Source organism: Streptomyces aureocirculatus (genome assembly GCF_000720475.1).
In the GTDB taxonomy this organism is placed as follows: Bacteria; Actinomycetota; Actinomycetes; order Streptomycetales; family Streptomycetaceae; genus Streptomyces; species Streptomyces aureocirculatus.
On sequence record NZ_JOAP01000041.1, the window covers coordinates 94387 to 121036 of the forward strand.

The following is a 26650-nucleotide window of genomic DNA, read 5'->3' on the forward strand; positions in this document are numbered from 1 at the left end:
TTGACGGGGTCCGGACATTTCGCGTGGGTCAAGGCAGTGTCCAAACCACACGTCACTCGGTTAGATGAGTGTGGACACCAGAACACCCCGCACACCCACGGGGGGACGCTCGTCAGGGTTCGACGACACTCCCGCGCTGAGCATGGTGAAGGTGCCCTGCGACCCGGCGCAGGTCATCGTCAATCACGCGAGCTTCCGCGTGCAGCTCCCCACCGCCGGGCGGACCCAATCTCCGCGCATCGCACGCCACTTGAACACCGCGGACGACACCGTGCGCATCGCCGCCGTCGCCCCCGCACCGGCGCGCAGGCGCGCGCCCGTCGTGTGGAGCGGCAAGTCCGCGCCGGGCGACCTCGACGCCGGCGGGCTCCTTCAGGCCGCGCGCGCGAGCGGTGTGCGCCGTTCGGCCGAAGGGCCTGGCCGCGACGGCGACGCCGGGACCGCGCTCGGCGGCCGCGACCCCTACGACGACGGCGGCTCCACCCAGACCATCCCGCGCGTCGACCTCGACGACCCGTACCGCGACCCGGCCGAGACCGCCGCCTTCACCCCGCCCCGCGACCCCGCGGAGACGGCCGCCTTCATCCCGCCCCGCCACCCCGGCGACGGCACCCGGCTGCTGCCGCAGATGCGCCTGCCGGGCAGCGCCGACGACGAACACCGCGCGGCCGCCGCGGCCGCCGTCTCCTACGCCGACGAGGACGACGGCGACGGCTACGACGACGGCCGTGGTGCCGGACCCGACGAGTACGACGACCGCGACGAGACCACCGGACGCCGCACCGGCGCCGGACTGCGGCACGCCTACTTCCCCGGCCGCCGCATGAACCTGGGCGTCGTGCTGCTCCCGCTGCGCGTCTTCCTCGGCTTCATCTCCATCTACGCAGGCATGGGCAAGCTGTGCGACCCCGTCTACTTCGACGGCGGCGAGCGCGGCTCCATGGTGAAGTGGCTGAACTCCCTGCACCCGTGGGCGCTCGCGGAACCGCTGCGGGACTGGGCGCTCCAGCACCCCGTGGGCGCGGGCCTCGTCATCGCCTTCCTCCAGGTCATCGTGGGCGTGCTCACGGTGCTCGGGCTCTGGCAGCGGGTCGCGGCGTCCATCGGGGTGCTGCTCTCGGCGGCGCTCCTGGTGACGGTGAGCTGGAAGACCGTGCCCGCCTACGACGCGCCGGACATCATCTACCTGGCCGCCTGGTCCCCGCTGATCATCGCGGGCGCGCCGGTGTACTCCATCGACGGCAGGCTCGCGAGCGAGGCCTGGCGCACGCTCGGGCCGCGCGCCGAACTGTGGGAGCTGCGGCGCCGAGTGCTGCGGCGCGGCGCGCTCGTCGGGGCCGTCGTCGTCGGCCTCACGCTGCTCATCGGCTCGGTGCTCGGCGGTGCCGTGCGGGACGCGGACCGCGTCACCGTGCCGGGCCCGGGCGAGGCACCGCGCAACGAACTGCCGGGATCGCCGCTTCCGGAGGACCCGGACAACGAGCGCAAGCTGCGCCGCGACCGCCAGAGCCCCACGGCACCCACCGACGCGTCAGCACCCACCCAGGGCAGTTCGGCCAGCCCCACCCAGGGCGCGGCAGGCACCCCCGGCGCCGCCCCGGAGACCGGCGGTGGCGGGGTGAGCGAGGACCAGCCGAGCGCCACCCAGGGCACCGGCGGTCAGGCGCCGTCGTCGCAGCAGCGGCAGCAGGCGCCCCCTCAGCAGGAGCAGCCCGCGGCCTCCAGCGGCCCGGCTGCCACGACCGGCGGCGGCACGGGCGGCACGGGCACCACGAGCGGCGGCGCCACCAGCAGCGGTACCAGCTCCGGCGGCACCGGTACCAGCGGTGGCAGCAGCACCGGGGGCAGCGGAGACAAGCCGGGCGGCCTGCTCGGCGGTGTCCTCGGCTGAGGCACCCTCCCCTCCCGGCAGAGCGAAGGGGCCCCGCACACGTGCTGTGTGCGGGGCCCCACCCGTGTTCCCGTACGTCCCGTACGTCCTGGAAGGGCCTGGACGGGTCTGGACGGGCCTCGGGCGGACGCCTCCAAGAGACCGTCAGCGCGACGGGGAAGCGAGTTCCTTCGCCGCCTCCGTCAGGTCCTTGGCGGTGTCGATCGCGCGCCAGTACGCGCCCTGCGGCAGCGGATAGCCCGCGAGGCGCCGCTCCCGGGCGAGACGGGGGAACGTGGTGCGCTCGTGGTCGCCGCGGTCGGGCAGCAGCTCCGTGAAGGCCGCGGAGAACACGTACACGCCCGCGTTGATGAGGTACGGCGACGGCGGGGCCTCGACGAAGTCCGTGATGTGCCCGAAGGTGTCGGTCTCCACGGCACCCCAGGGGATGCGGGGACGGGCCAGGGCGAGGGTGGCGGTGGCGTCGCGCTCGGCGTGGAAGGCCGCCATGTCCCGCAGCGAGAAGCGGGTCCAGATGTCGCCGTTGGTCGCGTACCAGGGCTCGCCGGCGTGCGGCAGGTGCGCGGCGGCGTACTTGAGTCCGCCGCCGCGGCCGAGGGGCTCCGTCTCCACGACGGTGCTGACCTTCAGCGGCAGGTCAGCGGACTCCAGCCACTCCTGGAGCACCTCGGCGAGATGGCCGCAGGAGACGACCGCGTCCGTGACGCCCTCAGCGGCGAGCCACGCCAGTTGGTGGCCGATGATCGGCGTTCCCGTGCCGGGGATCTCGACCATGGGCTTGGGCCGGTCGTCGGTGTACGGGCGCAGGCGTGAGCCCTGGCCGCCGGCCAGGACGACGGCCTGCGTGGGGCGTGCGGAGTGGTGGGCACCGGAGGTCATGACGGCACCCTACGCGGCGCTGCGCGCAGGATGCCGTGCTGCCCTTGCCGGTGCCGCGTCAGCGGTTGTGGTGGGCTGCCACGCCCGTGGCGAAGGACGTGTCGCAGACCGGCCGCGCGTAGGACTGGGCGCGGCTCGGGCCGTACGCCCGGACGGCTGCGCGGCCGAGTGCGCGGGCGATGGACACGCAGTGCTTGGCGAGCGAGGGGTGCTGGTCGACCTCCTGCTGCAACTGCGTGAGGGCGGCGCCCGGATCCTTCTCCTGGAGCTCCAGGAGAAGGCGGTCGCGCAGGATGTCCTGCGGGGTACGGGACTTGGCCGGTGCGGACAGGTCGCCCGCGGATGCGGTGAGGACCGAGTCCGATGAGGAGCCGGACCAGTTGACCCGGGTGACCGCGAGCGTGCCGGACAGCACCAGGACGACGGGCAGGACGAGGGCGAGCGTGCGCCCGATGCGGCGGCCGGGGCCGCGGTGGTGGCCTGGGCGCGGCTTCTGGGTGTGGTTGGCGGAGTGCGTCACGCGAGTGAGAGTAGCGCCAGGTGATGATTTGGCGACATTTAGTCACCCGGTTGAGCGACCCGCAAAAGTGTCCGGGCCGCCGCGTGTTGACGCACACGGATCGAAATGACCGTTGTGCCGGGGTATTTGTCGACAACGCCTCGGGCGGACGACGGCCTGCGGCGACCTGCGGACGGCTGCGGCGGCTCGCTGCGGCTTGCGGCGGGCCTGCGGCGGCTCGCTGCGGACGGCCAAGGGCCCCGCACCGGAGTGCGGGGCCCTTGGAAGGTAGCGGTTCGACGCGTGCGCGCGGAAGCGGGGCGCGCACGGAAGCCGGGTCCGTGCGGGAGCCGGGTGCAGGTGGGCGCCGGGTCCGTGCGGACGGCGGGTGCGGGTGGGCGCCGGGTGTGTGCGGACGGCGGGTGCGGGTGAGCGCCGGGTGCGTGCGGCGGATCAGTCGCTGAGGCGCTCACCCGTCGACGTCGAGAACACGTGGATCTCGCCCGGACGCGGTACGACGTGAAGCTGCGAGCCCTTCTCCGGGACCCGGCGGCCGTTCACCCGGACGACGAGGTCCTTCTGCTCGCCGTCGACCTCGGCGGTGCCGTAGACGTAGCCGTCGGCGCCGAGCTCCTCGACGACGTTCACGGACACGGCGAGGCCCGCCGGGGCGTCCTCGGTCTCCTTGGACAGCGTCTTCGCGGCGCCGCCGTTCTGCTCGACCACGTCGAAGTGCTCCGGGCGGACGCCGACCGTGACGGTGCGGTCGCCCTTGTCGGCCGCGGCGGACAGCGCCTCGCGGTTCACCGGGACCACCGAGTTGCCGAACTTCACGCCGCCGTCGGTGATCGGGACCTCGACGAGGTTCATCGCGGGGGAGCCGATGAACCCGGCGACGAAGAGGTTGTTCGGCCGGTCGTACATGCTGCGCGGCGAGTCGACCTGCTGGAGCAGACCGTCCTTCAGGACGGCGACCCGGTCGCCCATCGTCATGGCCTCGACCTGGTCGTGGGTGACGTACACCGTGGTGATGCCGAGGCGGCGCTGGAGCGAGGCGATCTGCGTACGCGTGGAGACGCGGAGCTTGGCGTCCAGGTTCGACAGCGGCTCGTCCATGAGGAAGACCTGCGGCTCACGGACGATCGCGCGGCCCATCGCGACGCGCTGGCGCTGGCCGCCGGACAGGGCCTTGGGCTTGCGGTCCAGGTACTCGGTGAGGTCGAGGATCTTCGCGGCCTCTTCGACCTTCTGCCGGATGGTGGCCTTGTCGATGCCCGCGATCTTCAGGGCGAAGCCCATGTTCGCGGCGACCGTCATGTGCGGGTACAGCGCGTAGTTCTGGAACACCATGGCGATGTCCCGGTCCTTGGGCGGCAGGTGCGTGACGTCGCGCTCGCCGATGCGGATGGCGCCGGCGTTCACGTCCTCCAGACCCGCGAGCATGCGCAGGGAGGTGGACTTGCCGCAGCCGGACGGGCCGACCAGGACGAGGAACTCGCCGTCCTCGATCCCGATCTCAAGAGCGTCGACGGCGGGCTTGTCGGAACCCGGGTAGATGCGGGTCGCCTTGTCGAACGTAACAGTGGCCATGGTGAGGGCCCCCTTCACCGGCAGGAACGTGCCGGACGATCCGAGTAAAGGATGGGTCGAGCAGGATGGGTCTAGTCCACGTGGGTGAACTGCCCGTGACGCTACCCCGCTGGTCGTTGGTCTGTCAGTAGCCCACGGGTCATGAGCTTCGAGGAAATTTTCGACTACCTGGGCGGTCGTGTTGGTTACACTTCACGGGCACACCCACCCTCCGAGGGGTCCGTGCGTGCCTCCTTAGCTCAGATGGCCAGAGCAACGCACTTGTAATGCGTAGGTCGTCGGTTCGAATCCGACAGGGGGCTCGGAGCAGTACATGGCAGTACACGACCGAAGGCCCTGCCGTCCGCACGGACGGCAGGGCCTTTGGCGTGGTGACGGCGGCCGCGGTGCCCGGCAGGCCGCAGGCGTTGCCCCTGGGGGGAGCGTCAGCCCGCGTCCACCGTCCACGTCCGGAGCTTCTCGGGGTTCCGTACCGCCCAGACGCGGGTGATCCGGTCGCCGGAGAAGTCGAACGCGAGCACCGACGCGGTGACGCCGCCCTCCTGGAGCACGAGGCCGGGCTGGCCGTTGACCGTGCGCTCCAGAAGCGTCTGGTGGGCGATCTTCTCGGCGAGGGCGCCCACGTAGCGCGCGATCTGCTCGCCGCCCGTGATGGGGTGGGGCGCGGCGGCGGCCAGGCCCCCACCGTCCGCGAGCGCCGTCGCCTCGGGGTCGAGGAGGCCGATGAGCGCCTCGATGTCCTTGGCCTCCCACGCCTGCTTGAAGTCCCTGACGAGGGCCGCGCGCCGGGCCGCCGGGGTCGCGGGAGCCGCGGGGGCGGCGGGGGAGTGGGAGGCGCGCATGCGGCGGCGGGCCGATGAGGCCAGTTGGCGGCACGCCACCGGGGTCCGGCCGACGATCTCGCCCACTTCGGCGAAGGAGTAGCGGAAGACGTCGTGCAGGATGAACGCGACCCGCTCGGCCGGGGTCATCGAGTCGAGCACGACGAGGAACGCCATGTTGACCGACTCGTCGAGCGTGACGCGGTCCGCCGGGTCCGCCGGTTCGACGGACCGGCCGCCAGGACGCCCGTCCGCCCACTCCGTGCGGTCGGGCAGCGGCTCCGGTATCCACTCGCCCACGTAGTTCTCGCGCCGGACCCGGGCCGAGCGGAGCTGGTCGAGGCAGATGCGGCTGGTGACCCGTGACAGCCAGGCACCGGGGGCCTCGATGGCCCGCTGCGCCTGCGGGGACATGGCGTACCAGCGGACGTAGGCCTCCTGTACGACGTCCTCGGCGTCGGCCAGGGAGCCGAGGAGCCGGTACGCGAGATTGATCAGCGGGGGCCGCTCGCTCCTGATCACGCTCAGGGCCGCGTCGGGGTGGTCGTGCGCCGGGTCGGCGCGGAGGCCCGCTCGCTCGTGCCGGTTGTCGGTCCGTCCGTGCCGGTTGTCGGTCCGCTCGGGCGGGTTCGGGTTGTTCATGGTTCGGACACTCCCTCGGCTGCGGCTCCCGTCACTCGTAGGACGAGACGGCACTCGTACGACGAGACAGCTCGCCGGAATGTGATGTCGCCGTGAGGCCGACGGGGCGCCTCACATTCCGGCGCGCTGTCTCGTCGAGCTTCCAGGACGCGCGCCTCTCATCACGTTCACCGCAAGGAGATCACCATGGACAACCGCCTCGACTTCTTCAGCAACCCCGTCTCCGGCAGCGCCGTGAAGCACCTCGCCGCGGCGGGCAGGACGGCCGTCGAGTCCACCGTGCCCGCCGCGACGCTGGAGCTCGCGGCCCTCCGCATCAGCCAGATCAACGGCTGCGGCTACTGCGTCGACATGCACACCAAGAACGCCGCGCACGCGGGGGAGAGCCAGCAGCGCCTCAACCTCGTCGCCGTCTGGCGCGAGGCCACGGTCTTCACCGACGCCGAGCGGGCCGCCCTGGAACTGGCCGAGCAGGGCACCGCCTTCAACCGCCTGAACGTCATCACGCAGCGGGCCGCGGGCGACTACAAGGTCGGCCAGCTCGGCTGACCGGCGCTCCTTCCCGGCCCGGGGCGGCCGTGACCGCGCGTCGCGGCCGCCCCGGGCCCCCGTCAGCGTTCCCCACGCGTCCATTCCATTCCCCACGCGTCCATTCCAGGAGTGAGACCACATGTCCACCGTCTCCAGACTCAGCGAGCTGACCGGCGACTACGTCTTCGACACCGCCCGCACCCGGATCGCGTTCGTCGCCCGGCACACCATGTCCACCAGGGTCCGCGGGCAGTTCGATGCGTTCACGGGCGGCGCGTACCTGGACGGCGACCACCCGTCGGCGTCCCGCGCATGGCTCACGATCCAGGCCGCGAGCATCCGGACCGGCAACCGGCAGCGCGACGAGCTGCTGCGCGGCAAGTTCCTCGACACGGACGCGCACCCGACGCTCACCTTCACGTCGACGCGGGTGGCACAGGTCGACGACGCCCACTACAAGGTCACCGGCGACCTCACCGTGCGCGGCGTGAACCGGCCGGTCACCCTGGACGCCGTGCTGACCGGCAGCGAGAGCGACGCGCAGGGAGACCTGCGGGTCGCCTTCAGGGGCAGCGTCACGATCAACCGCAAGGACTGGGGCGTGAACTGGAACGCCTCGACCACGCTCATGGTCGCCCCGAAGGTACTGCTCGAGTTCGACGTCACCGCGATCCGGGAGCCCCTGTGCGCGTCCTGACCCTGAACGTGTGGAACAGCCGGGGCGACGCCGCCGCGCGGACGGCGGTGATCAACGCGGAGCTGCGGCGGTACGAGCCCGACCTCGTCGCCTTTCAGGAGGTCCTGCCCGACCAACTGTCCGAACTGCTCGACGGCACCGGCCTGCACGGCACCCACCAGGCGCAGACGGCGGCGACCCAGCCCCCGTACGAGGACCGGTACGGCGGGACGGCCATCGCGACCCGGTGGCCGCACCGCGTCGTCGAGGTCCTCGACCAGCGGGCCGTGGACGCCCCCGACGTCCCCTGGCTCACCCTGGCTGCGCACGTCCCGCTGCCCGACCTCGGCGACGTGCTGTTCATCGCGCCCACGACGTCGTTCAGGCTCGACGCGGAAGCCCAGCGGGAGCGTCAGGTCCTCGCCCTCAGCGACCTCGACGCCCGGCACCGGACGGCCCTGCCCACGATCATGGCCGGGGACTTCAACGCGGACCCCGACACGGCGGGCATCCGGTACCTGACCGGCAGACAGTCCCTTTCGGGGCGCAGCACGCACTTCCACGACGCGTGGGAGATCGCGGGCGAGGGGCCCGGACACACCTGGTCCGCCGACAACCCCAACGCGGCCGAGGACATCGAACGCCTCGTACGGCAGCCCGGCCACCGGCGCCGGATCGACTACGTCTTCGTCGGCTCCCCGCACGCCCACCCGGCGGCCTACGCGCGCGTGCGCGGCGCCCGGCTCGCTTTCGACAAGCCCGTCGACGGCGTATGGGCGAGCGATCATCACGGGGTCGTCGTCGACCTGGACATGGGGTTGCTCCCGGACCGGCTCCCGGACAAGCTCCCGGACCGGTAGGCGGCCGGTTGGCGGGGCGGACTTCCCGTGCTCGTGGGCCCGGACGCTACTTTGAGCTGTACGTGGCGGAAGGCCGCGTGGGGGACGGGAAGTGTGGAGGACTGTTCATGGCCGTACGCAGGGCCGTATCCAAGGCCGGGCGCGTCGGCGCGTCCGCGGCCGCCGTCGTGCTGCTCGGGTCCCTGGTGGCCGGGTGCGGTGGGGACGACGACGGCGGGGACTGGATGGGCATGCCCAAGGACTCGGCGTCGGCGGACGGCGCAGCTCCGGGCAAGCCGTCGGCCCCGGCGGGGCCGACGGGCGGTTCCGGTTCCCCGGGGGCGTCCAAGGCTCCGTCCGGCGCCCCTGCCCCCTCCCAGGACCCCGCGGACGTACCGGAGGCGAAGGTTCCGCCCGTCTCCGTGGAGCGGCTCGCCAAGGTGCCCGCCTCGGTGCGGGGCGGCGTGATCACGCTCGGCGAGCCGAAGGCGGAACACACCGTCAAGGTGTACGAGGACCCGCGCTGCCCCTTCTGCAAGAAGTTCGAGGAGGGCGGCGCGCAGGCCCTCGTGGGGCCGCTGGCCGCGGGGGACGTGAAGGTCGAGTACACGATCGCCTCGTTCCTCGACCGGAACTTCGGCGGCAGCGGCTCGGTGAACGCCGCGAACGCGCTGCGCGCCGCCGTGGGTTCGGGCAAGTTCGCGCAGTTCCACTCCGCCGTCTTCACCAACCAGCCGGAGGAGAGCGAGGACGCGTTCACGCCCGCCTTCCTGCTGAAGATCGCCGACACGGTCGGTCTGCGTGACGCGGCCTTCCGGCAGGCGGTGACCGACGGCACGTACAAGAGCTGGGTCCGCACCGCCATGGACGCCTTCACCTCCGACGGGATCTCGGGGACGCCCACCGTCGTGGTCGACGGCAAGAAGGCGGCGAGCGATGCGCTGTACAGCGAGACGGCGTTCGCGAAGGTGCTCAAGGAGGCTGGGATCTCCTAGGGGGCGTAGGGGGCGTAGGGGGGTCTAGGGGTGCGTAGGTCGGGGGGAGGGCAGGGTTCCGGTGGCCGGAATTAATCGCATGTGGTGATCGCGGCCCGTGGATAGGGTCGCCCGCGTGATCGACATCCAGATCCCGGACGAGCTGGTCCAGTCGCAGTACACGTACGCGGGCGAACCGGGCCGCGAGTTCATCGCCGCGCTGCCCGCGCGGGTGGCGGAGTTCGTCGACCGCTGGCAGCTCCGGGTCGTCGGGGACTCCATGTACGGCATGGCGGCCCTTGTGCTGCCCGTCGAGCGGGGCGACGGGGGCCCCGCCGTAGTGAAGTTCCAGCTCCTCGACGAGGAGACGGCGGGCGAGCCGGTCGCGCTGCGCGTGTGGGACGGCGACGGCGCGGTGCGGCTCCTCGACTACGACGACACCACCGGCACGATGCTCCTCGAACGCGCCCGCTCCGGCAGGGAGCTGACCGCGTTCGCCGAGGCAGGACGAGACAAGACCCGCGAGGCCGTCGTCCTCCTCGCCGAACTCCTCGCCCGCCTCACCTCCGTACCCGCCCCGCCCGGCATGCGCACCCTCGGCGACATCGCCGCACGGATGCTCGACGACACCCCGGCCGCCCTGCGGAACCTGCCCGACCCGGCCGAGCGGGCCCTGATCGCGCGGTGCGCCGACGCCGTGCGCGAGGTCGTCGGCGAGCCCGGCGACCGGATGCTCCACTGGGACCTGCACTTCGACAACGTCCTCGCGTCCGACCGCGAACCCTGGCTCGCCATCGACCCCAAGCCACTCGCCGGCGACCCCGGCTTCGACCTGTGGCCAGCCCTGGACAACCTCTTCGACGCCGACGAGGTGTGCTGGCGGTTCGACGCCATGACCGAAGTCCTCGGCCTCGACCGGGAGCGGGCCAGGGCCTGGACGCTCGGCCGGGTGCTCCAGAACGCCCTGTGGGACATCGAGGACGGGCGGGCGTTGGCGCCGGATCATGTGGAGGTGGCTCGGCGGTTGCTCGGGCGGTGAGGGGCGCGGCGGCGCGGCGTCGAGGTGGCGCGACGGGGGTGCACCGGGCGGTGGCGGAGGGGGGCTTCGCGCCGTGGGGCGACGTGGTTGACCCGTCGCGGGGGGCTGTGGCTTGCTGCGCTCATGATTCGTACCGTCACTCCCGATGACATCCCCCTCATCCACACCATGGTCCGTGAGCTCGCCGCGTACGAGAAGGTGCCGCACGAGGCCCGCGCCACCGAAGAGCAGCTCCACGAGGCGCTGTTCGGCGAGCGGCCCGCCGCGTACGCCCACATCGCTGTGGACGACACGACGGGCCTGTCCGTCGGTTTCTCCCTGTGGTTCCTGAACTTCTCCACCTGGCGCGGTGTGCACGGCATCTATCTGGAGGACCTGTACGTGCGCCCCGAGGCGCGCGGCGGCGGCCACGGGAAGGCGCTGCTGCGGGAGCTGGCCCGGATCTGCGTCGAGCGGGGGTACGAGCGCCTTGAGTGGGCCGTACTGGACTGGAACGCTCCGTCCATCGCCTTCTACGAGGCGTTGGGGGCGCGGGCGCAGGACGAGTGGACGGTGTACCGGCTGACGGACGGTGCGTTGGGGGAGCTTGGGGGGCGGTGAGGGGCGCCGTACGTCGGCTGCGGTTCGATTTCGATTTCGGTTTCGATTTTGGTTTCGGTTTCGGTTTCAGCTTTGGCTTTGGCTGTCAGAACTCGTCCACCGTGTGGGGGAGGCGCTCCGTCCACAGCGCCGCGTCCAGGGCGGCCGCCGCGCCCGGAACGTGCTCCGTGGCCAGGCCCGCCCGTACCACCGCGGTGAGCCGGGTGACGCCGCCCAGATAGGCGGCGGCGAGGTCGCGTACGTCGACGGTGAGGTCGGCGGGGTCGGTGGTGCGCTCGTACGTGGCGGTGGTGTGCTCGGACGGGGTGGTGGTCTCGTACGTGGGGGTGCGTCCGTACGTGGTGGTGCGTCCGTACGTGGTGGTGCCTCCGTACGTGGTGGCGGTCGTGTCGGCCGGGGGGACCGTGAGACGGAAGCGGCCGTCGTTCGCCGGGAGTCGCGGGTCCCGGACCTCCAGGACGAGGTCGACGGGCGCGGCCCAGGAGCGGGCGCGGAACGCGGCACCCACGTCGACGAGCCGCAGCCGCAGCGCCGGGAACTGTCCCGTCACCCGGACCTGGTCGCGGTCCGCGGCGAACAGGAGCAGCGGGTCGTCCAGGGGGCGGCCCCAGGCGCGGATCAGGCCCGTGAGGTCGATGTCCGCGAGGTAGCGCCACAGGGCGGCGGCGGCCTGCGGAGTGTCGGCCTCCAACTCGTCGAGGCGGACGAGGCCGGGGGCGTCGTCCCGGCACTTGGTGCGGTAGATGGCGTAGCCGGTGATGTCCCTGGGGCGGTCAGTGCCATGGGGGCCTTCGGTGCCATGGGGGCGGTCGGTGTCGTGGGGGCCCTCGGTGTCGTGGGAGCCATCGGCTCGCGGGCCCAGGACGACGACGCGTGGCGGCGACAGCTCGTCGTCCTCCTCGTCCTCGGTGACCAGCCACTCCTCGCTCCACCACGCCTGGCCTCGGGCGATACGGCCGCCGCGGTCGGCACGCGTACGGTCGTAGTACGGGCCGAGCAGCGCCGGGGCGTCCGCCGGGTCGACCAGGCGGAGCCTGCCGTCGTCCGGGGTGATGCGCAGCGCCAGCGGACGCTCGGTGTGGACCTCGACGGTGTTGCCGTGAGTGGCCGAGCCGAAGCCGAACCGGCCGTAGATCGCGTCCTCGGAAGCCCACAGCGCGGCCACCGGAACGCCGTCCGCCGCGCACTGCTCGTACAGCTTCCCGATCATCCCGGAGAGCACCCCGCGGCGCCGGTGCGTCGGCGCCACGGCGACGAACGACACGCCGGAGCAGCGGAGTTCGCCGCCGGGCACGGAGACGGTGAACGGGAAGGCGGCCACCAGGCCGACGAGGACGTCCCCGTCGTACGCGCCGATGCGGTCGCAGCCGAGCAGCAGATCGTGGTGGTGCTTGCGCTTCTCCTCCTCCGGCGTGTCGTGGAAGACGAGGTACGCCAGGTCGAGCGCGCGGTCGATGTCGGTTTCGGGGAGGTGGCGGACGGTGAGGGAGACGGCGGGGCGTGCGGAGTCCATATAACGGACGGTAGTTCGCGTATGTCGCACGGGCATCTGGTTTTCGCCACGCTTGCCTTCCGGCGGGGGCCGCCCCTCGCCCGGCCCTTTGCTGCCCCTTCTCCAGCCCTCCTCTGGCCCTCTGCTGCCCCTTTGCTGCCCCTTACGGGATCAGGACCACCTTCCCGGATGTTCCCCGGGTCTCCAGCGCGCGGTGCGCGGCGGCCGCCTCGGCCAGCGGGAACCGTTGCACGGTGGGCGTGAAGTATCCACCCGCGTACGCCCGCAGCGCCGCGAGCTCCAGGACCCGTATGGGGTTCTCGCCGCCCGCCTTCGCCAGCATGGCCGGGCCCAGCGGGTTGATCTGCGTGATGCCGCGCGCCGCGCGTTCGTCGTCGCCGAGCTCCACGGGTCCCTCGTTCGCCGACCAGCCGAACGTGACGTGGGTGCCGCCGGTCCCCAACAGCTCCACGGCGGCTCGGCCCGTCGCACCGCCCACCCCGTCGAGCACGTGCGTCACGGCCCTCCGTCCGCTCCCGTCGAGGCCGTCGAGGCCGTCGAGGTCGGCGAGGCCCTTGAGGCTGTCGAGACCATCGAGGCCGTCGAGGCCCTTGAGGAACGATCGCACCGTTTCCGGCCACTCCGGGTCGGTGTAGTCGACGGCAAGATCCGCACCGCCCGCCCGCACCCGCGCCACCTTCGCCTCCCCGCCCGCAAGCCCCACGACCGTCGCTCCTGCATGCTTCGCGTACTGCACGAGCAGCGTCCCGATCCCGCCCGCCGCCGCCGGAACCACCACCACCGAACGCCCGTCGAGCTCCACGAACTGCAGGATGCCCATCGCCGTACGCCCCGTCCCTATCAACGCCACTGCCTCCGCGAAACCCAGGCCCTCGGGCAGCTCGTGCAGCCGGGGTACGTCCGCCACGGTCAGCTCGGCGTACCCGCCGGGCGCGAAGCCGATGTGCGTGACGACGCGCTTGCCCAGCCAGTCGGCGGACACGCCCGCGCCGACGGACTCGACGGTTCCGGCGACCTCGCGACCGGGGATGGTGGGCAGCGCGGGCAGCTCCGGCGAGGGGCCCTTGTCGCCCTGGCGGATCGCCGTGTCGAGGAGATGGACTCCGGCCGCGGCGACGGCGATCCGCACCTGGCCCGCCCCGGGCTGCGGGTCCTCGACCGTCTCGTGGACGAGGTTCTCGGCGGGGCCGAAGGCGTGGAGGCGGATGGCGTGCATGGGGGCTCCTTGCGGGTGCGGGTGCGGGTGCGGGTGCGGGTGCGGTGCGGTCGGGCGCACCGGTGTGGGCGCCGATGCGGGGCCGTCCGGAGGGTTGACTGCCGCCGGAGGACCGACTCCCCTCACTCTCCAACCTCAAGCGGACTTGAGGTCAATCCAGGGAGCGGGCTTGCCGTCACCCGGCCGACCCGCCGCACCCTTGCCGTCGCTCATCCCGCTCAACCCGCTCATCCCGCTCAGTCCGCTCTCCGCGGTGAGGGCCAACGTCACCGCCTCGATGGCGCTGTTGAACGACACCTCCGACAGCAGTCCGGGCGCCGCCACCTGGTCCCCCGCGAGATACACGCCGTCGCCACGGTTCACGGCCGGTCGGTCGCGCCAGGTGGTGCCGGGCCGGTCGAGCGCACCCGTACGGCCGTTCGCCACAGCCGCACGCCGCCACGTCACGCGCTCACGCCAGTCACGGAAACCGAGATCCAGCAGATGCTCGGCCCGCGCCACCCCGTCCGCCTTCGACTCCTCGGGCCCGATGGGGATCTGCGCCTGGATGAGCTGCTCACCCGCGGGGGCGAGGGTGCGGTCCTGAGCGGTGAACCGCTCGACCCAGCCGGTGGCATCCAGGTCCGACAGTGCGAACAGATCACCCCGCCGGGTCCGCAACGCCACGTCCACCAGCGCCGTACGACCGCTCTCCCAGCGCAACGTGTCGTCCTGCAGGAGCCGTCGGGCCGCGTCGAGCGACGTCGCCACCACCACCGGGCCCCGGTCCGTGAACTCCGTGATGTCGTCCACCCTGGCGAGCGTCTCCACCCGCACCCCCAGGTTCCACGCCATGGCCGCCATCCGGTCGATGACCGACCCCCAGCCGCCCACCGGGTAGTGCGCCTCCGGCGGAAACTTCGCCGCCCGCCGCAGCCGCGTGTGCACAAACCGTGCCGACAGCGAACCAGGGTCATGGTGGAACAACGCCACCGCCGAGTAGTGCGCCGCAGCCCGCGCGCCCTCCTCACCCACTTGCGCGCCCGCCCAGGTGGCGAAGTCCACGTCGATCGGCGCCTGTTCCGGCGCCCGCCGCAACAGCCTGAGCATCGCCAACGGCGGCGTACGCCGAAGCACCCCACGGTGATGCAGCCGCAGCCGGGTGCCCTCGATCGGCGGGATCGGCGCGAGGTCCCCGATGAGCCCCCGCTGCTTCAGCCACGTCCAATGCGGCCCACCGTTGTACAGCGCGTGCGGCCCCTCGTTGGTCCTGTACTCCTCATCCGCCGTACGAGCCCGCCCGCCCAACGTGTGATGCGACTCGTACAAAGTGACGCTCGCCCCGGCCTCCGCCGCCGTGATCGCAGCGGTCAGCCCGGCGAAGCCGCCACCGACCACCGTGATGTGCGGTTGCGGACGGCCGGAGGAGTGGGGTGCGCGGGTGGCATGGGCGCGGGCCATGGCGGCCTCCGTCTCTGTCTGCCCTCACGGGCACGGGAACACGTTCACCGATACGACGAGTCACCCCCCACCAAATGTGACACCCACCCCTTAGCCCACCCGCGGATACCGCGCCTGCAACGTCCAGACCACCGGATTCGCCCCCAGCTCCTCATGCAGGTCGATGAGGTCTGCCAGCAGGTCGTGCAGAAAGTCCCGCGCCTCCCTCCGCAACTCCCCGTGCGAGAACGTGAGCGGCTCCTCCTCCGCCCTCATCCAGTCGGCCTCGATGTCCACCCACCCGAACCGTCGCGCGAACAGCATCCGATCCGTCGACTCCGTGAAGTCCAGCTCCGCATACTGCGGCCGCGACGCCCGGCTCCCCAGCGGATCCGTGTCCAACTGCTCCACGATGTCGCACAGCGCCCACGCGAAGTCGAGCACCGGCACCCACCCCCAGGCCGTCCCCACCTCCCGGTCCGCCTTGGTGTCCGCCAGATACACGTCCCCGCAGAACAGGTCGTGCCGCAGCGCACGAACGTCCGCCTCGCGATAGTTCATCTGCGGCGGATCCGGAAACCGGCGGGAAAGGGCATAGCCAATATCGAGCACCCGCCCGATAGTGCCACGCCACCACCCCACCACCCACACCGCACACCCCGCCCCACCCGAGCCTCACCCCCACCCGAGCCTCACCCTGCCCAGCCTCACCCCCACCTGCGCCTCGCCCCACCCGAGCCTTGCCCCGCCCAGCCTCCCCCTCCTGCCCCGCCGGTGGCCCGCCGACCCCGCGCAGCCCCGCCCCGGTTCCGCCCTGAGCTCACTGGAGCTACCCCGGGGCTCACTGGAGCCGACGCTTCCTGCGCCCCCGGGTGTCGGCCTGCCTTGCCGCCCCGCAGCAGGGCCCTCAGGGAAGCAACCGCTGTTCCTTAGCCACAGCCACCGCCCCCGCCCGCGTATCCACCCCCAATTTCTCGTACATCCTCCCCAGGTGCGTCTTCACCGTCGCCTCACTGATGAACAGCGTCCTGGCGATCTCCCGATTCCCCATCCCCTGCGCCAGCCGCCCGAGGATGTCCAGCTCCCGGGGTGTGAGCGTGGGCTGCGGCTCCCGCATCCGCGCCATCACCCGGGACGCGACTGGCGGTGACAGCGCCGTACGCCCCTGCGCCGCCGCATGAATCGCCGCAAACAATTCCTCGGGCCGCTCGGCCTTCAGCAAATACCCCGTCGCCCCCGCCTCGATGGCCCTCGTGATGTCGGCGTCCGTGTCGTACGTCGTGAGCACCAACACCCGCGGCGCCCCACCACCGCCCTGGCCAGCGACCTCCTCACTGCCGCCACCGCCACCGCCGCCGCCACCACCGCCACGGCCGCCGCCGTCGTCCTCGCGCTCTCGCCCCCGACCCGTGATCCGACGCGTCGCTTCCACCCCGTCGATACCCGGCCCGAGCTGCAAATCCATCAGCACCACGTCCGGCGCCAGCTTTCCCGCCAACGCCACCGCTTCCTCCCCCGAACCGGCCTCCCCGATCACCTCGACCCCAGGCGCACTGGCCAGCAGCGCCAGCAGTCCCGCCCGCACCACCACATGGTCGTCACACACCACCAGCCGCACCGACTCATCCGGCGACATATCACTGCTCATGCGTACTCCCTGACGGAGGCCACTCATCGGGCGACGGTTCGGACTGGGGTGGTGTGGCGGGCGAGGACGGAACGGGGGGCGTGGGCGAGGTCGGAGTCGAGGTCGAGGTCGGGGTCGAGGCCGGAGCTGCGGTCGGGCTCTGGGGTGTGGTCGGAGTCGGGGACGGCGGCGGGGCCCCGGTGGCGGGCGGCGGCGCGGCTGCCAGGGGGATGGAGACCGACAGAACCGTGCCCTCGCCCAGTGTCGACTCCACCGTCAACGTCCCGCCGAGTTGCCGGGCCCGAGCGTGTATCGCCGGCAATCCGTGCCCCCGCCTCGATCCGGAGTCGAGGTCGCGTGCAGCGATGGGTCTTCGTCTGGCGTCGGTGCTCGGCCCGCGACCAGCGTCACGGCTGGCAGGACTCGGACTCGGGCTGGTGTGCGGGGCGGTGGGTCCGTGGGCGTGGCTGTGAACGTGGCCACCGTTGTGGTCGAGGTCGAGGTCGAGGTCGTGGGCATGGTCGTAGCCGTTGTCCGCTTCGGTTGTGGCGGCCCCATGGCTGGTGGCCGCGTCGGTGGACTCGTGACCGTCGTCTGCGATGGGAGCCCAAGGACTGTCACCGGTGTCGGAGGGCCCACGCATCCCGCCATCGCGCTCGTCCACGTCGCCCACCTCCTCCTTCCTGATGGAGACCTCCTCTCTGCTGACGGCGACCTCTTGACCTGCGCGGAGATCGGTCGGGACCTGGTCGCCCCCTGTTGCGGCACCCCCTCGCCCTCCCTCTTTGACGACGAATCCCCTCCCGTTGTCGGCGATGTCGAGGACCACCTGGTCGTCCAGGTATGTCAGCGTCAGCGCTGCCGCGCTCGCGTCCGCGTGTTCGCGAACATTCGCCAGGGCGCCCTGCGCGATGCGGAGCAGGGCCGACTGTGCTCTGCCGGGCAGCGGGACGGGCCTGCCTTCGGCGTGGAAGCGGATCGTCAGCCCTGCCGCCGTCTCCCGTTCCGCCAGGGCCCGGAGGGCAGACGGCAAGGCTTCGCCGTCGTTGGTGGCGGCTTCTGCCAGGTCCGCGGGTGCCAGGTCGTGGACGAAGCGGCGGGCTTCCGCCAAGCCGTGTTCAGTGATCGTCACCGCTGTACGGACGTGGGCGCGGGCCGTCGCCGGATCGGCGTCCCACACTCGGTCGGCGGCCTGCAGCAGCATCTGCTGACTGGACAAGCCTTGGGCAAGGGTGTCGTGGATCTCCATCGACAGGCGCTGTCGCTCGGCGAGTGTGCCTTCGCGGCGTTCGGTGGCGGCCAGCTCCCGTCGGGTGCGCATCAGGTCGTCGTTCAGGGCGCGCTGGTGCTCGGTCTGCCGCTGCATGTGGATGAACACTGCGGTCGCCACAGCCGCGACGGCGGGAGGTGCGAAGGCGAGGTTCGGGTCGAAACTGCCGGCGAGTCTGAGCTGGGCGCCGACCACGAGGGCTGTGAGCGCCGTGACCAGGGCCAGTGCCGCTCGGGTCGGAAGTGTGCGCAGCCCCGTATAGAACAGGGGCACCGCGCACCACGCGAAGCTGGGCGCGAGGACGACCAGGACCACCCAGGCGCCGACCACCGCGCCGAGCCAGACGGGGCGGCGGGTGCTGGGGGCGGCGCCGGGTGCCGGGGCCAGGACGTAGAGGAAGGCGAGAGTGATGGAGAGGGCGATGATGCCAGGGGTGCGGGGCTCGCCCGGATGACGCAGGAGGAAACGGGCGAGGGAGGCGCCGAGGAGGAGAAAGAACGCCGTGTGCATGACGGCGCCGAGCCAGCGCGACACGGGGGCGGAGGCGCGGAGGTCGGCCGTGCTGCTGTGGCCGTCAGTCCTGCCCAGGGTGTCCTTGGGGCTGACGCTGCCCATGGGGCCGGGGCCGCCACTGTGCTGATCCATGCTGGTCTCCTTTCCGGCCGTTGCTCGCGCTCGAACCTGCGTACTCGAACCCGGGTGCCCGAACCTGTGTGCTCGGACCTGTGTGCTTGGACTTGCGTACTCGGATCTTCTCGTTTGGATCGCGCGATCAAATGCGAGTGATCGAACGATGTGCGTTCGAGCCCGTGCGAAAGCCCAAGCGGGAGGGTCTGGGCTTTGGCGAGCGAACCGTGCCGAGAGAACCTGCGAGAGATCTCTTCGCTCGGACACACGCGCTTGAACTGGGAAGACTCCTCCATTCTGGCCCGCGGATCCTCGCGACCGGGTCATCCGATCGGTTGACACGGCCGTCAGCCGAAGCGCGCGAGGCGGGCAGCCGGAACGCTGACGGGAAGGGCCTGGCGAGGGCCGGACGATGGATTGCGTGGCGAGATCGGCTCGCCGCTCGCTCGCAACAGAGCGCACTCGCACAGGAGTCAACGGACATGAAGTCGATGAAGCAGCTCTCCCCACGCACCCGTTTCCTGACCACGGCCGCCGCCCTCGCCACAGTCGGGGCAGCGACGTTCGGCACGGTCTCGGCCACGGCCGGTACGCCGGACGATGCCGCCAAGGCCGCGGTGACTGCGGATGCGGGCAGTCAAAACCTCACCGGGTCCACGCACCTCTCCGTGGCCGCGGCGACCAAGGCCGCGCAGGGTGCCCTGGACGCTGCGAAGAGGGAAAACCAGCGCGTGACGGTGGCCGTCGTCGACCGCAACGGCAACACGATCGTCACGCTGCGTGGAGACGGCGCCGGTCCGCAGTCGTATGAGTCCGCCGAGCGGAAGGCCTACACGGCCGTGTCGTGGAACGCCCCCACCTCCGAGCTCACCAAGCGGCTCGAGCAGGCTCCGAACCTCAAGGACATCCCGGGCACGCTGTTCCTCGCGGGGGCAACACCCATCACTGCCAAGGGCGCCCCGATCGCGGGCATAGGCGTGGCGGGCGCGCCGAGCGGGGACCTGGACGAGAAGTTCGCCAAGGCGGGTGCGGCGACGCTCAGCCGCTGACGACCGGCGCCCCTGGCCCGAGGAATCACAGGGCGGTGGCCATAGGATCATCGAGGTGAACTACCGAGCCACCGCCCCTCTGACCAGGGGGCCACGCGCCCGACGCATCGCCCCCGCCGCCCTGGCCACCCTGACTCTTGTCGCCCTCACTGGCTGCACTGGTGGCGGCGTGGACGGCACTCCCGGCGCAGCAGGCGTCCGCGACCCCTTCTTCCCCAAACTCGGCAACGGGGGTTACGACGTGGCGCACTACGGCCTGACCCTTGGCTACGACCCCGAGTCCCGCCACCTCACCGGCACCGCGGAGATCACGGCTCGGGCCACCAAGAACCTCAGCGCCTTCAATCTCGACCTCAAGGGCTTGGATGTCGAGGACGTCACCGTCGAGGGCAAGGAGGTCCGCTTCAACCGCTCCGGTGATGAGCTGACCGTTCGCCCACGCGACGTCCTCGATCGGGGCGAGACATTCCGCGCGACCGTCCGCTACTCCGGTACGCCGCAGACGGTCACTGACGCGGACGGCTCCAAGGAAGGCTGGCTGAAGGAAGACAAGAGCGCCCTCGCGGTCGGTGAACCGGCGGGCTCCATGGCGTGGTTCCCCAGCAACAACCACCCGAACGACAAGGCCGCCTACGACATAGAGATCACCGTGCCCAAGGGACTGCAAGCCATCTCCAACGGTGAACTGACGCAAGAGACGACGACGAACGGCCGCACCACGTTCGCCTGGCACAACGCCGAGCCCATGGCCAGCTATCTGGCGACTGTGGCGATCGGTGAGTACGACACAAAGAAGTCGATGACGTCGAAAACGAACTCCGGTGTCCCGGTGTTCACGGCAATCGACCCGACGCTTTCGAAGGGCAAGTATGAGAAGACAGAGAAGGTTCTAGCAAAGATCCCCGAGATCATGGACTGGGCGGAGCTCAACTTCGGCGAGTATCCGTTCTCCTCGACCGGCGCGATCGTCGACGACCGGGTGGGCCTGGGGTACGCACTGGAAACACAGACCAAGCCGGTGTTCCCCGTCGAGGCTGCCGACACCTCCACCCTTGTGCACGAACTGGCCCACCAGTGGTTCGGCAACTCGGTCACGCCGAAGTCGTGGCAGGACATGTGGCTCAACGAAGGTTTCGCGACCTACGCAGAGTGGTTGTGGGAGGAGGACAACGGCGGCGACAGCGCACAGGACACCTTCGACGCACTGTACGAAGGGGAGTACTACGAGTCGAAGGCGGACAACGAAGCCATCTGGGACTTCCCGCCGGCCAGACAGCCGGACGCAGCCAGCATCTCGAATGCTCCCGTGTACGACCGGGGTGGGATGGTAATCCACAAGATTCGCGAAACCGTCGGCGACGAGACCTTCTACGACATCATCCAGGGCTGGGCGAAGGCCTATCGCCACGGCAACGCGAATACCAAGGACTTCACGACATATGTGGAGAAGCATGCGGGAGACGACGAGTCGCGCGAAGAACTGAAGCAGGTGTGGACGGAATGGCTCTATGGAGAGGGGAAGCCGGACAATCCGTAACCGGCCAATCGGTAGCCGGACAACCGTGATTGTTTGCTCCGCCGTCATGTTCTTTGGTGAACCGCGTGGCGCAGCGTCTACGAGACCACTGAACCCGCCTGCCCGCAGCACCCGTACAACTCGCCGGGCGGGTCGGGATCAGGTCGAGCCGCCGACATCGCGAAGCCGGTGTGAGGCACCGTTCCTTGTCAATTGCATCGCGTAGCAGTTTGGGGTCAGCGCGGTCCGACGGTCAGTGCGGGCCGACCGGGGGGGGCTCAGAGCGGCTTGCGCAGTACCGCGCAGGGTCGGCCGAGTTGAGTGTCCTCGCGATGGTCGACCAGTTCGTAGCCGAGGGCGGTCCAGAAGGCCAGGCCCTTCGGGTTGTTGTCGAGGACGGCGAGACGGACGCCGTGATGGCCCGCCGCGCGGAAGCGCTGTTCGATGACGGCGGCCAACTCCTTTCCGATCCCGGTGCGGTGCACCTGAGCGTCCACCAGGAGAAGACCGATCCAGGGGTCGGGATCGGCCGGGTCGGGATGACGGGCGAGGGTGACGACGACACCGACGAGACGGCCCTCGGAACGCCCCAGAAGCACTTCGGCGCCCGGCTGAGCTAGTTCGTCGGCGAGGGCAGTGGCGACTTGCTCGGCCCTGATGTCGTTGGCGTCGGGGAAGTCACCGCTGAGGGCGAAGAACTCGTGGTTGGAGGCGTAGAGGGCCGTCAGCTCGGTGAGTAGGGGGCCGGGCAGATCGACAGGGGCAACGCCGTTGGTGGTGGCCGGGAGCGGTTCGAGAATCATGCGGCGCAGGCTAATCGCACGGTCGGCCGGATGAGGGTTGATTGTCCGGCTATGGCGTCATGGGCCGACCGCCGGGCCGGGGATGGAACTGCGCCCGTGCCCCACGCCCCTGCGTCGCGTGCAGGGGATAACCGGACCGGGACGGTGCGAGCCGGCGCTCCGATGGCCCTGTCAGGTGGAGGAGGACGGTGAGTCGGGGGACGGGGACGCCGAGGGGGCAGACGACTCGGAGATGGGGGCGCCGGGGGTGCCGGGGTCGGTGGAGCGGCGCCACTCGGTGACGAGGGACCAGAGCATGGCACCGAGGGCACAGATGTTGGCGGCGAGCCAGAAGGGGGAGGAGCCGGGGTCGGTCAGATCGTCGATCAGCATGATCGTGAGGGAGAGAGTGAGCACGCACGAGCCGTAGAACTGGCGGCGGGCGAAGCGACGGTTGCGGCTGGGGCCCTCGGCCAGACGCAGGGCATAGACCTCGACGTCGCCGAAGACGTCCGGGGCACCTCCGTCGTCAGGCGCCGAGGCGAGGTGCTGGCGGGCCTCGCGGATATGGCCGTCGGCCTGTGCTGCCGACATGGCGTGGCGGCCGCGCAGCAGGCCGTCGAGGCGGGCGAACCAGGCCTCGTCGTCGTGGTCGGTGGGGTTCTTCGCGAACCACCGGTCGATGGTGGCGTCGGGGAACCGTACGGCGGCTGCGATGACCGCCGAACAGGCCAGCGCCAGAGCCGGCGCGGGCACGGAGAAGAGTTGACCGCCGGGGACGACAGCGGTGACGCCGACGCCCGCACACACCGTGGCGATGGTGGCGACCATGAACCACAGGGCCCCTCGGATCATCCCGGAGGCACGGGCGACGACGGCCAGTGAGCTCAGTACGACAGCCAGGACGATCGTCGTGGTCAGGGTGACAGAGGGCCAGCCGATGCCGACCCACAGCCCGCCCCGCAGCCATTCCCAGGCACAGAAGAGGAACCCGGCCACACCGAACGAGACGAAGGAGGCGGACAGGCGTTCGCCGGGGGTCATTCCGTGGGCGTCGACGCGGGCACGGTGTTCCTCGGTGATGCGTTCGTCGGCGACGACCTGAGCGTAGGCGCCGGGATCACCGAAGAGTTCGCGGGCGGGGCGTTCTTCCTCCCGGACGAGCTCGTGGACCTCGGCCAGGACTTGATCTGCCAGACCGGCGGGCGCGTCGTGATCGAGGACGAGACGTACTTCCAGTGAGGCGGCCCAGTCCTCGTCCTCCTCGCGCTTCCACGGCAGCGTCGACTCGGGCACCCGAACCGGTTTCGACTTCCCTCGCGCCCACATCGGCTTCCGCTTACGCTCCCGAACCGCCGTCGGCGTGTGCTCCGGAGCGGGCCCCGAGAACTGACCCGGACTCACGTTCGGGGCTTGTGCCCCTGCCGAGATCGGGCCCTGTGCTTGGTCCTGAACTTGGACCACGCTCCGCCCCTGACCCTGACCCTGACCCTGGCCCCGGTCCCGGCCATGGCCCTCGCTCCGCCCCTGACCCTGGCTCCGGTCCCGGCCATGGCGCTCGCTCCGCCCCTGACCTCGGCCCTCGTCCCGCCCCAGATCCTGGCTCTGGTCCTGGTCCCGCCCCAGGTCATGCCCCAGGTCCTGGTCCTGGTCCCGCCCTAGATCCTGGCTCGGGTCCTGGTCCTGGTCCCGCCCCAGATCCTGGCTCGGGTCCTGGTCCCGGCCCTCGTCTCGCCCGTGGTCCTGGCGAGGGTTCTGGTCGTGGTGCTTGCTCATGGCGGCTCCCCCCTTGGTCACGCTTGGTCCCTCCTTTCCCCGGTGGGTGCCGGGGAAAGGGCCGCGTCCTGTTCGTCGGCTCTGGTCAGTGAGGCGACGGTGGTGGTGAACGCCGTCCATGCGGCGCGGTCGCGGTGCAGGCGGGCGCGCCCTGCGTCGGTGATGCGGTAGTACTTGCGGCCCGGTCCGCCCTCGCCGGCGCCCCATTCGATCTCGACGGCGCCTTCTTCTTCGAGGCGGGTGAGAGCCGGATACAGCGTCGCGGGCTTCACGCCGTCGATACCCGCGTCGGTGAGGCGGCTGAGCAGGGCATAGCCGTAACTCTTCTCTTCGGTGGCGAGGATGCCGAGGAGGCAGAGAGGGAGGGCGGCGCGCGTCCAGGCGGCGTGGACAGCTCCGGTCCCCACGGTTGCTCCCCCTTGTCGTTCGTTTGGCACCCGAGTTCTGGGCGACGGTGTCAGCCGAGCTTGTGTAGCCGAAATTCCCGAGTAGTTGTGTTCTTAGAATAGTAGGGAGTGCGCAATAGGGCGAGCCAGGGTGGGCGCAGGGGCGCAGGTGCGCCGGGGGCCCGAGGCGCAGGGGAGCGGGGCGGCGCGGGGAGCTGGGACGGGGAAGGGCCCCGACCAGTTGCACGGTCGGGGCCCTTCAGTTGCCCGGCTCTGGTGTGCCGGGGCTTTCAGCTACTCGGTGGAGCCTCAGACGTTGACGCCGAAGTCCTGCGCGATGCCGACGAGGCCGGACGCGTAGCCCTGGCCGACGGCGCGGAACTTCCACTCGGCGCCGCTGCGGTACAGCTCGCCGAAGACCATGGCGGTCTCGGTGGCGGCGTCCTCGGACAGGTCGTAGCGGGCGATCTCGGTGCCGCCGGCCTGGTTCACGATGCGGATGAACGCGTTGCGGACCTGGCCGAAGTTCTGCGAGCGGTTCTCGGCGTCGTAGATGGAGACCGGGAAGACGATCTTCTCGACGTCGGCGGGGAGGCCCGCGAGGTTGACGTTGATCTGCTCGTCGTCGCCCTCGCCCTGGCCGGTGACGTTGTCACCGGTGTGGACGATGGTCTGGTCCGGCGTCTCCTTGTTGTTGAAGAAGACGAAGTGGGCGTCCGAGTAGACCTTGCCCTGGGGGTTCACCGCGATGGCGGAGGCGTCCAGGTCGAAGTCGGTGCCCGTGGTGGTGCGGACGTCCCAGCCGAGGCCGACCGTGACGGCGGTCAGACCCGGTGCCTCCTTGGTGAGCGAGACGTTGCCGCCCTTGGACAGGCTTACAGCCATTGTTGGGAGTCCCTTCCTAGCGTGAGTACAACCGAGTAGTACGTGTGTACTTGCGGGCTTCGTGCTGGGACGAAGGTACCGACACCCCTATGAACGCCGAGGGGGGTATCGAAGGTTCCATATGCCGGAGACTGTCTTTACTTTCTTTACTCGGGGCCCCGTATGTGGTGCATCACTGTTGAAAAGCGGGTGACGGAGGTGTGCACACGCGGGACCATGGTGCACATGTCAGGTCACCGCCCTTACGTCATCCGTGGCTCCGTCTCGCTGCCCGAGGCCGAGTTGATGTGGCGTTTCTCGCGCTCCTCCGGGCCTGGTGGGCAGCACGTCAACACCAGTGACTCACAGGTCGAGCTGCGCTTCGATCTCGCGGGTACGGAGGCGTTGCCCGAGGTGTGGAAGGAGCGGGCGCTGGAGCGGCTGGCGTCCCGGCTCGTGGACGGTGTCGTCAGCGTACGGGCGAGCGAGCACCGCTCGCAGTGGCGGAACAGGGAGATGGCCGCCACGCGTCTCGCCTCCCTGCTGGCGGAGGCCACCGCGCCGCCGCCCAAGCCGCGCAGGGCCACCCGTATCCCGCGCGGGATCAACGAGCGGCGGCTGCGGGAGAAGAAGCGGCGTGGGGAGACCAAGCAGGGGCGGTCGGGGAAGGGCTGGGGTTAGCGGCAGGGGCCCCGCAGGGCGGTGCGTTGTGGGCGGAGGCGGTCAGCCCAGTTGGCGGTAGCGGCCCTTGAAGTACAGCAGTGGCCCGCCGTCGGCGCTCGGGAGATGGGCCGTCAGTACGCGGCCGATGACCAGGGTGTGGTCGCCTGCGGACACTGTCTGTTCCGTGCGGCATTCGAGGGTGGCGAGTGCGCCGCCCACCAGGGGGGAACCGGCGGTCTCGCCGCGTACGTAGGGGATGTCTTCGAAGAGGAGACGGTCGCTGATGCGGCCCTTCATCGCGAAGCGGCCCGCGATGTGGCGCTGGCTCTCGGACAGGACCGACACGGCCCACAGAGGTTGTTCCGCCAGCAGGTCGTCCATGCGGGAGCCCTCGCGCAGGCTGACCATGACCAGGGGCGGGTCCAGGGATACGGACAGGAAGGCGGTCGCCGTCATGCCGACGTCCTCGCCGCCGGGGGCCGTGGGGTCGTCCGGGTCCAGCGGGGGCTCATGGGCCGTCACCAGGACCACGCCCGCCGCCAGGCGGGACATGGCGGCGCGGAACTCGTCGTTGCTCACCCCCACAGGATGAGGGGTGGGGAGGGTCTGGGTCTTCATGGTCAGGTTGGCAGCCACGCTTCGACGCTAACTGCGGAGGCGAGTGTTCCGCATCGGCCTCCAGGCCGAGGGCGGACCTAGGACCGAGGTCGCGCCCGGCGGCGGGACCGGGGCTCACGATGGACCCGAGTGGGCCGCAGCCCGCAGCCGCAGCCCGCACCATAAACTGCCGCCCGCACCGCAAACTGCCGCCCGCACCGCAAACGGCCGCCCTCACCGTAAACTGCCGCCTGCCGCCTGCCGCCTGCCGCCTGCCGCCTGCCGCCTGCCGCCTGCCGCCTGCCGCCTGCCGCCTGCCGCCTGCCGCCTGCCGCCTGCCGCTTTGGCTCAACTCAGGGGCTCA

25 protein-coding genes, 1 tRNA gene and 1 pseudogene are annotated in these 26650 nt (G+C 70.9%); 12 read left to right on the forward strand and 15 right to left on the reverse strand.

Translation table 11 applies throughout. The annotated features are described in order from the left end of the window. Positions 1-70 precede the first annotated feature (70 nt). Positions 71-1891 carry a DoxX family protein gene (locus IG78_RS0130790; RefSeq protein ID WP_030569141.1) on the forward strand — a complete coding sequence of 607 codons (1821 nt, stop codon included), beginning with the start codon at positions 71-73 and terminating at the stop codon, positions 1889-1891. A gap of 144 nt (positions 1892-2035) precedes the next feature. Here the strand turns inward: IG78_RS0130790 and IG78_RS0130795 are convergent, their stop codons facing one another. From IG78_RS0130795 to IG78_RS0130805, 3 genes are all read right to left on the reverse strand, one after another. After that, positions 2036-2770: a nucleotidyltransferase family protein gene (locus tag IG78_RS0130795; RefSeq protein WP_030569144.1), complete on the reverse strand. Its 735-nt coding sequence runs from the start codon at positions 2768-2770 to the stop codon at positions 2036-2038. A 58-nt stretch (positions 2771-2828) separates the two neighbouring features. Further along, entirely contained in the window at positions 2829-3290 is a 462-nt protein-coding gene (locus IG78_RS0130800; protein ID WP_030569146.1) for a hypothetical protein, read from the reverse strand. Between the two features lie 432 nt (positions 3291-3722). Continuing rightward, complete coding sequence (locus IG78_RS0130805) at positions 3723-4859, reverse strand: ABC transporter ATP-binding protein (protein WP_030569149.1); 1137 nt, start codon at positions 4857-4859, stop codon at positions 3723-3725. A gap of 228 nt (positions 4860-5087) precedes the next feature. On the opposite strand from IG78_RS0130805, the gene IG78_RS0130810 reads away from it, so the two are divergent. Further along, positions 5088-5161 (forward strand) — tRNA-Thr (locus IG78_RS0130810). A gap of 123 nt (positions 5162-5284) precedes the next feature. Here IG78_RS0130810 and sigJ read toward each other — a convergent pair. Next, positions 5285-6322, reverse strand: coding sequence for an RNA polymerase sigma factor SigJ (gene sigJ / locus IG78_RS0130815; RefSeq protein WP_037686778.1), 1038 nt, complete (start codon positions 6320-6322; stop codon positions 5285-5287). A gap of 186 nt (positions 6323-6508) precedes the next feature. Between sigJ and IG78_RS0130820 the strand changes: the two genes are divergently transcribed. The 6 genes from IG78_RS0130820 (at position 6509) to IG78_RS0130845 (ending at position 10981) form a co-directional block, all read left to right on the forward strand. After that, positions 6509-6871, forward strand: a complete 363-nt coding sequence (locus tag IG78_RS0130820; RefSeq protein WP_030569155.1) for a carboxymuconolactone decarboxylase family protein — start codon at positions 6509-6511, stop codon at positions 6869-6871. Positions 6872-6992: 121 nt separating this feature from the next. After that, positions 6993-7550, forward strand: a complete 558-nt coding sequence (locus tag IG78_RS0130825; protein ID WP_030569158.1) for a YceI family protein — start codon at positions 6993-6995, stop codon at positions 7548-7550. Continuing rightward, positions 7538-8389 (forward strand): endonuclease/exonuclease/phosphatase family protein, encoded by an 852-nt coding sequence (locus IG78_RS0130830; RefSeq protein ID WP_051853068.1) that lies wholly within the window; start codon positions 7538-7540, stop codon positions 8387-8389. Before IG78_RS0130825 ends, IG78_RS0130830 begins: the two co-directional genes overlap by 13 nt. A gap of 107 nt (positions 8390-8496) precedes the next feature. After that, positions 8497-9363 carry a DsbA family protein gene (locus tag IG78_RS0130835; RefSeq protein WP_030569163.1) on the forward strand — a complete coding sequence of 289 codons (867 nt, stop codon included), beginning with the start codon at positions 8497-8499 and terminating at the stop codon, positions 9361-9363. 115 nt (positions 9364-9478) lie between these two features. After that, positions 9479-10381: an aminoglycoside phosphotransferase family protein gene (locus IG78_RS0130840; protein WP_030569166.1), complete on the forward strand. Its 903-nt coding sequence runs from the start codon at positions 9479-9481 to the stop codon at positions 10379-10381. Positions 10382-10504: 123 nt separating this feature from the next. Continuing rightward, positions 10505-10981 carry a GNAT family N-acetyltransferase gene (locus IG78_RS0130845; protein ID WP_030569168.1) on the forward strand — a complete coding sequence of 159 codons (477 nt, stop codon included), beginning with the start codon at positions 10505-10507 and terminating at the stop codon, positions 10979-10981. 85 nt (positions 10982-11066) lie between these two features. On the opposite strand, the gene IG78_RS0130850 is transcribed toward IG78_RS0130845, so the two are convergent. From IG78_RS0130850 to IG78_RS52775, 6 genes and pseudogenes are all read right to left on the reverse strand, one after another. Continuing rightward, positions 11067-12494: a GNAT family N-acetyltransferase gene (locus IG78_RS0130850; RefSeq protein WP_030569169.1), complete on the reverse strand. Its 1428-nt coding sequence runs from the start codon at positions 12492-12494 to the stop codon at positions 11067-11069. A gap of 142 nt (positions 12495-12636) precedes the next feature. After that, positions 12637-13710: a zinc-binding dehydrogenase gene (locus tag IG78_RS0130855; protein ID WP_030569175.1), complete on the reverse strand. Its 1074-nt coding sequence runs from the start codon at positions 13708-13710 to the stop codon at positions 12637-12639. Between the two features lie 135 nt (positions 13711-13845). Beyond that, the gene (locus IG78_RS0130860; protein ID WP_078965724.1) at positions 13846-15150 is read right to left on the reverse strand and encodes an NAD(P)-binding protein; all 1305 of its coding nucleotides are present in this window, start codon (positions 15148-15150) and stop codon (positions 13846-13848) included. A gap of 90 nt (positions 15151-15240) precedes the next feature. Then, positions 15241-15741 (reverse strand): hypothetical protein, encoded by a 501-nt coding sequence (locus tag IG78_RS0130865; protein WP_030569181.1) that lies wholly within the window; start codon positions 15739-15741, stop codon positions 15241-15243. 295 nt (positions 15742-16036) lie between these two features. Next, complete coding sequence (locus tag IG78_RS0130870) at positions 16037-16777, reverse strand: LuxR C-terminal-related transcriptional regulator (protein ID WP_030569184.1); 741 nt, start codon at positions 16775-16777, stop codon at positions 16037-16039. Between the two features lie 754 nt (positions 16778-17531). Further along, positions 17532-18536 (reverse strand): annotated as a pseudogene (locus tag IG78_RS52775) (sensor histidine kinase); the annotation flags it as partial. 608 nt (positions 18537-19144) lie between these two features. Between IG78_RS52775 and IG78_RS0130880 the strand changes: the two are divergent. Together IG78_RS0130880 and IG78_RS0130885 are read left to right on the forward strand one after the other, a co-directional pair. After that, positions 19145-19702 (forward strand): GlcG/HbpS family heme-binding protein, encoded by a 558-nt coding sequence (locus IG78_RS0130880; RefSeq protein WP_030569189.1) that lies wholly within the window; start codon positions 19145-19147, stop codon positions 19700-19702. Between the two features lie 55 nt (positions 19703-19757). Continuing rightward, positions 19758-21239: a M1 family metallopeptidase gene (locus IG78_RS0130885; protein ID WP_078965725.1), complete on the forward strand. Its 1482-nt coding sequence runs from the start codon at positions 19758-19760 to the stop codon at positions 21237-21239. A 257-nt stretch (positions 21240-21496) separates the two neighbouring features. Here the strand turns inward: IG78_RS0130885 and IG78_RS0130890 are convergent, their stop codons facing one another. Next, complete coding sequence (locus IG78_RS0130890) at positions 21497-22021, reverse strand: GNAT family N-acetyltransferase (protein WP_030569195.1); 525 nt, start codon at positions 22019-22021, stop codon at positions 21497-21499. A gap of 171 nt (positions 22022-22192) precedes the next feature. Next, positions 22193-23296 (reverse strand): hypothetical protein, encoded by a 1104-nt coding sequence (locus tag IG78_RS0130895; protein WP_157855917.1) that lies wholly within the window; start codon positions 23294-23296, stop codon positions 22193-22195. 159 nt (positions 23297-23455) lie between these two features. Here IG78_RS0130895 and IG78_RS0130905 point away from each other — a divergent pair, with 159 nt between their 5' ends. After that, a complete protein-coding gene (locus IG78_RS0130905; protein ID WP_157855918.1) occupies positions 23456-23662 on the forward strand; it encodes a hypothetical protein in 207 nt (68 codons plus the stop codon). 131 nt (positions 23663-23793) lie between these two features. On the opposite strand, the gene IG78_RS0130910 is transcribed toward IG78_RS0130905, so the two are convergent. Both IG78_RS0130910 and IG78_RS0130915 read right to left on the reverse strand, forming a co-directional pair. Further along, positions 23794-24183: a PadR family transcriptional regulator gene (locus tag IG78_RS0130910; RefSeq protein WP_063760815.1), complete on the reverse strand. Its 390-nt coding sequence runs from the start codon at positions 24181-24183 to the stop codon at positions 23794-23796. 288 nt (positions 24184-24471) lie between these two features. Next, complete coding sequence (locus tag IG78_RS0130915) at positions 24472-25047, reverse strand: TerD family protein (RefSeq protein ID WP_030569210.1); 576 nt, start codon at positions 25045-25047, stop codon at positions 24472-24474. A 216-nt stretch (positions 25048-25263) separates the two neighbouring features. Here IG78_RS0130915 and arfB point away from each other — a divergent pair, with 216 nt between their 5' ends. After that, the gene (arfB, locus tag IG78_RS0130920) at positions 25264-25707 is read left to right on the forward strand and encodes an alternative ribosome rescue aminoacyl-tRNA hydrolase ArfB (RefSeq protein ID WP_030569213.1); all 444 of its coding nucleotides are present in this window, start codon (positions 25264-25266) and stop codon (positions 25705-25707) included. A gap of 42 nt (positions 25708-25749) precedes the next feature. Here the strand turns inward: arfB and IG78_RS0130925 are convergent, their stop codons facing one another. Further along, positions 25750-26307: a flavin reductase family protein gene (locus tag IG78_RS0130925; RefSeq protein WP_078965726.1), complete on the reverse strand. Its 558-nt coding sequence runs from the start codon at positions 26305-26307 to the stop codon at positions 25750-25752. Positions 26308-26650 lie beyond the last annotated feature (343 nt).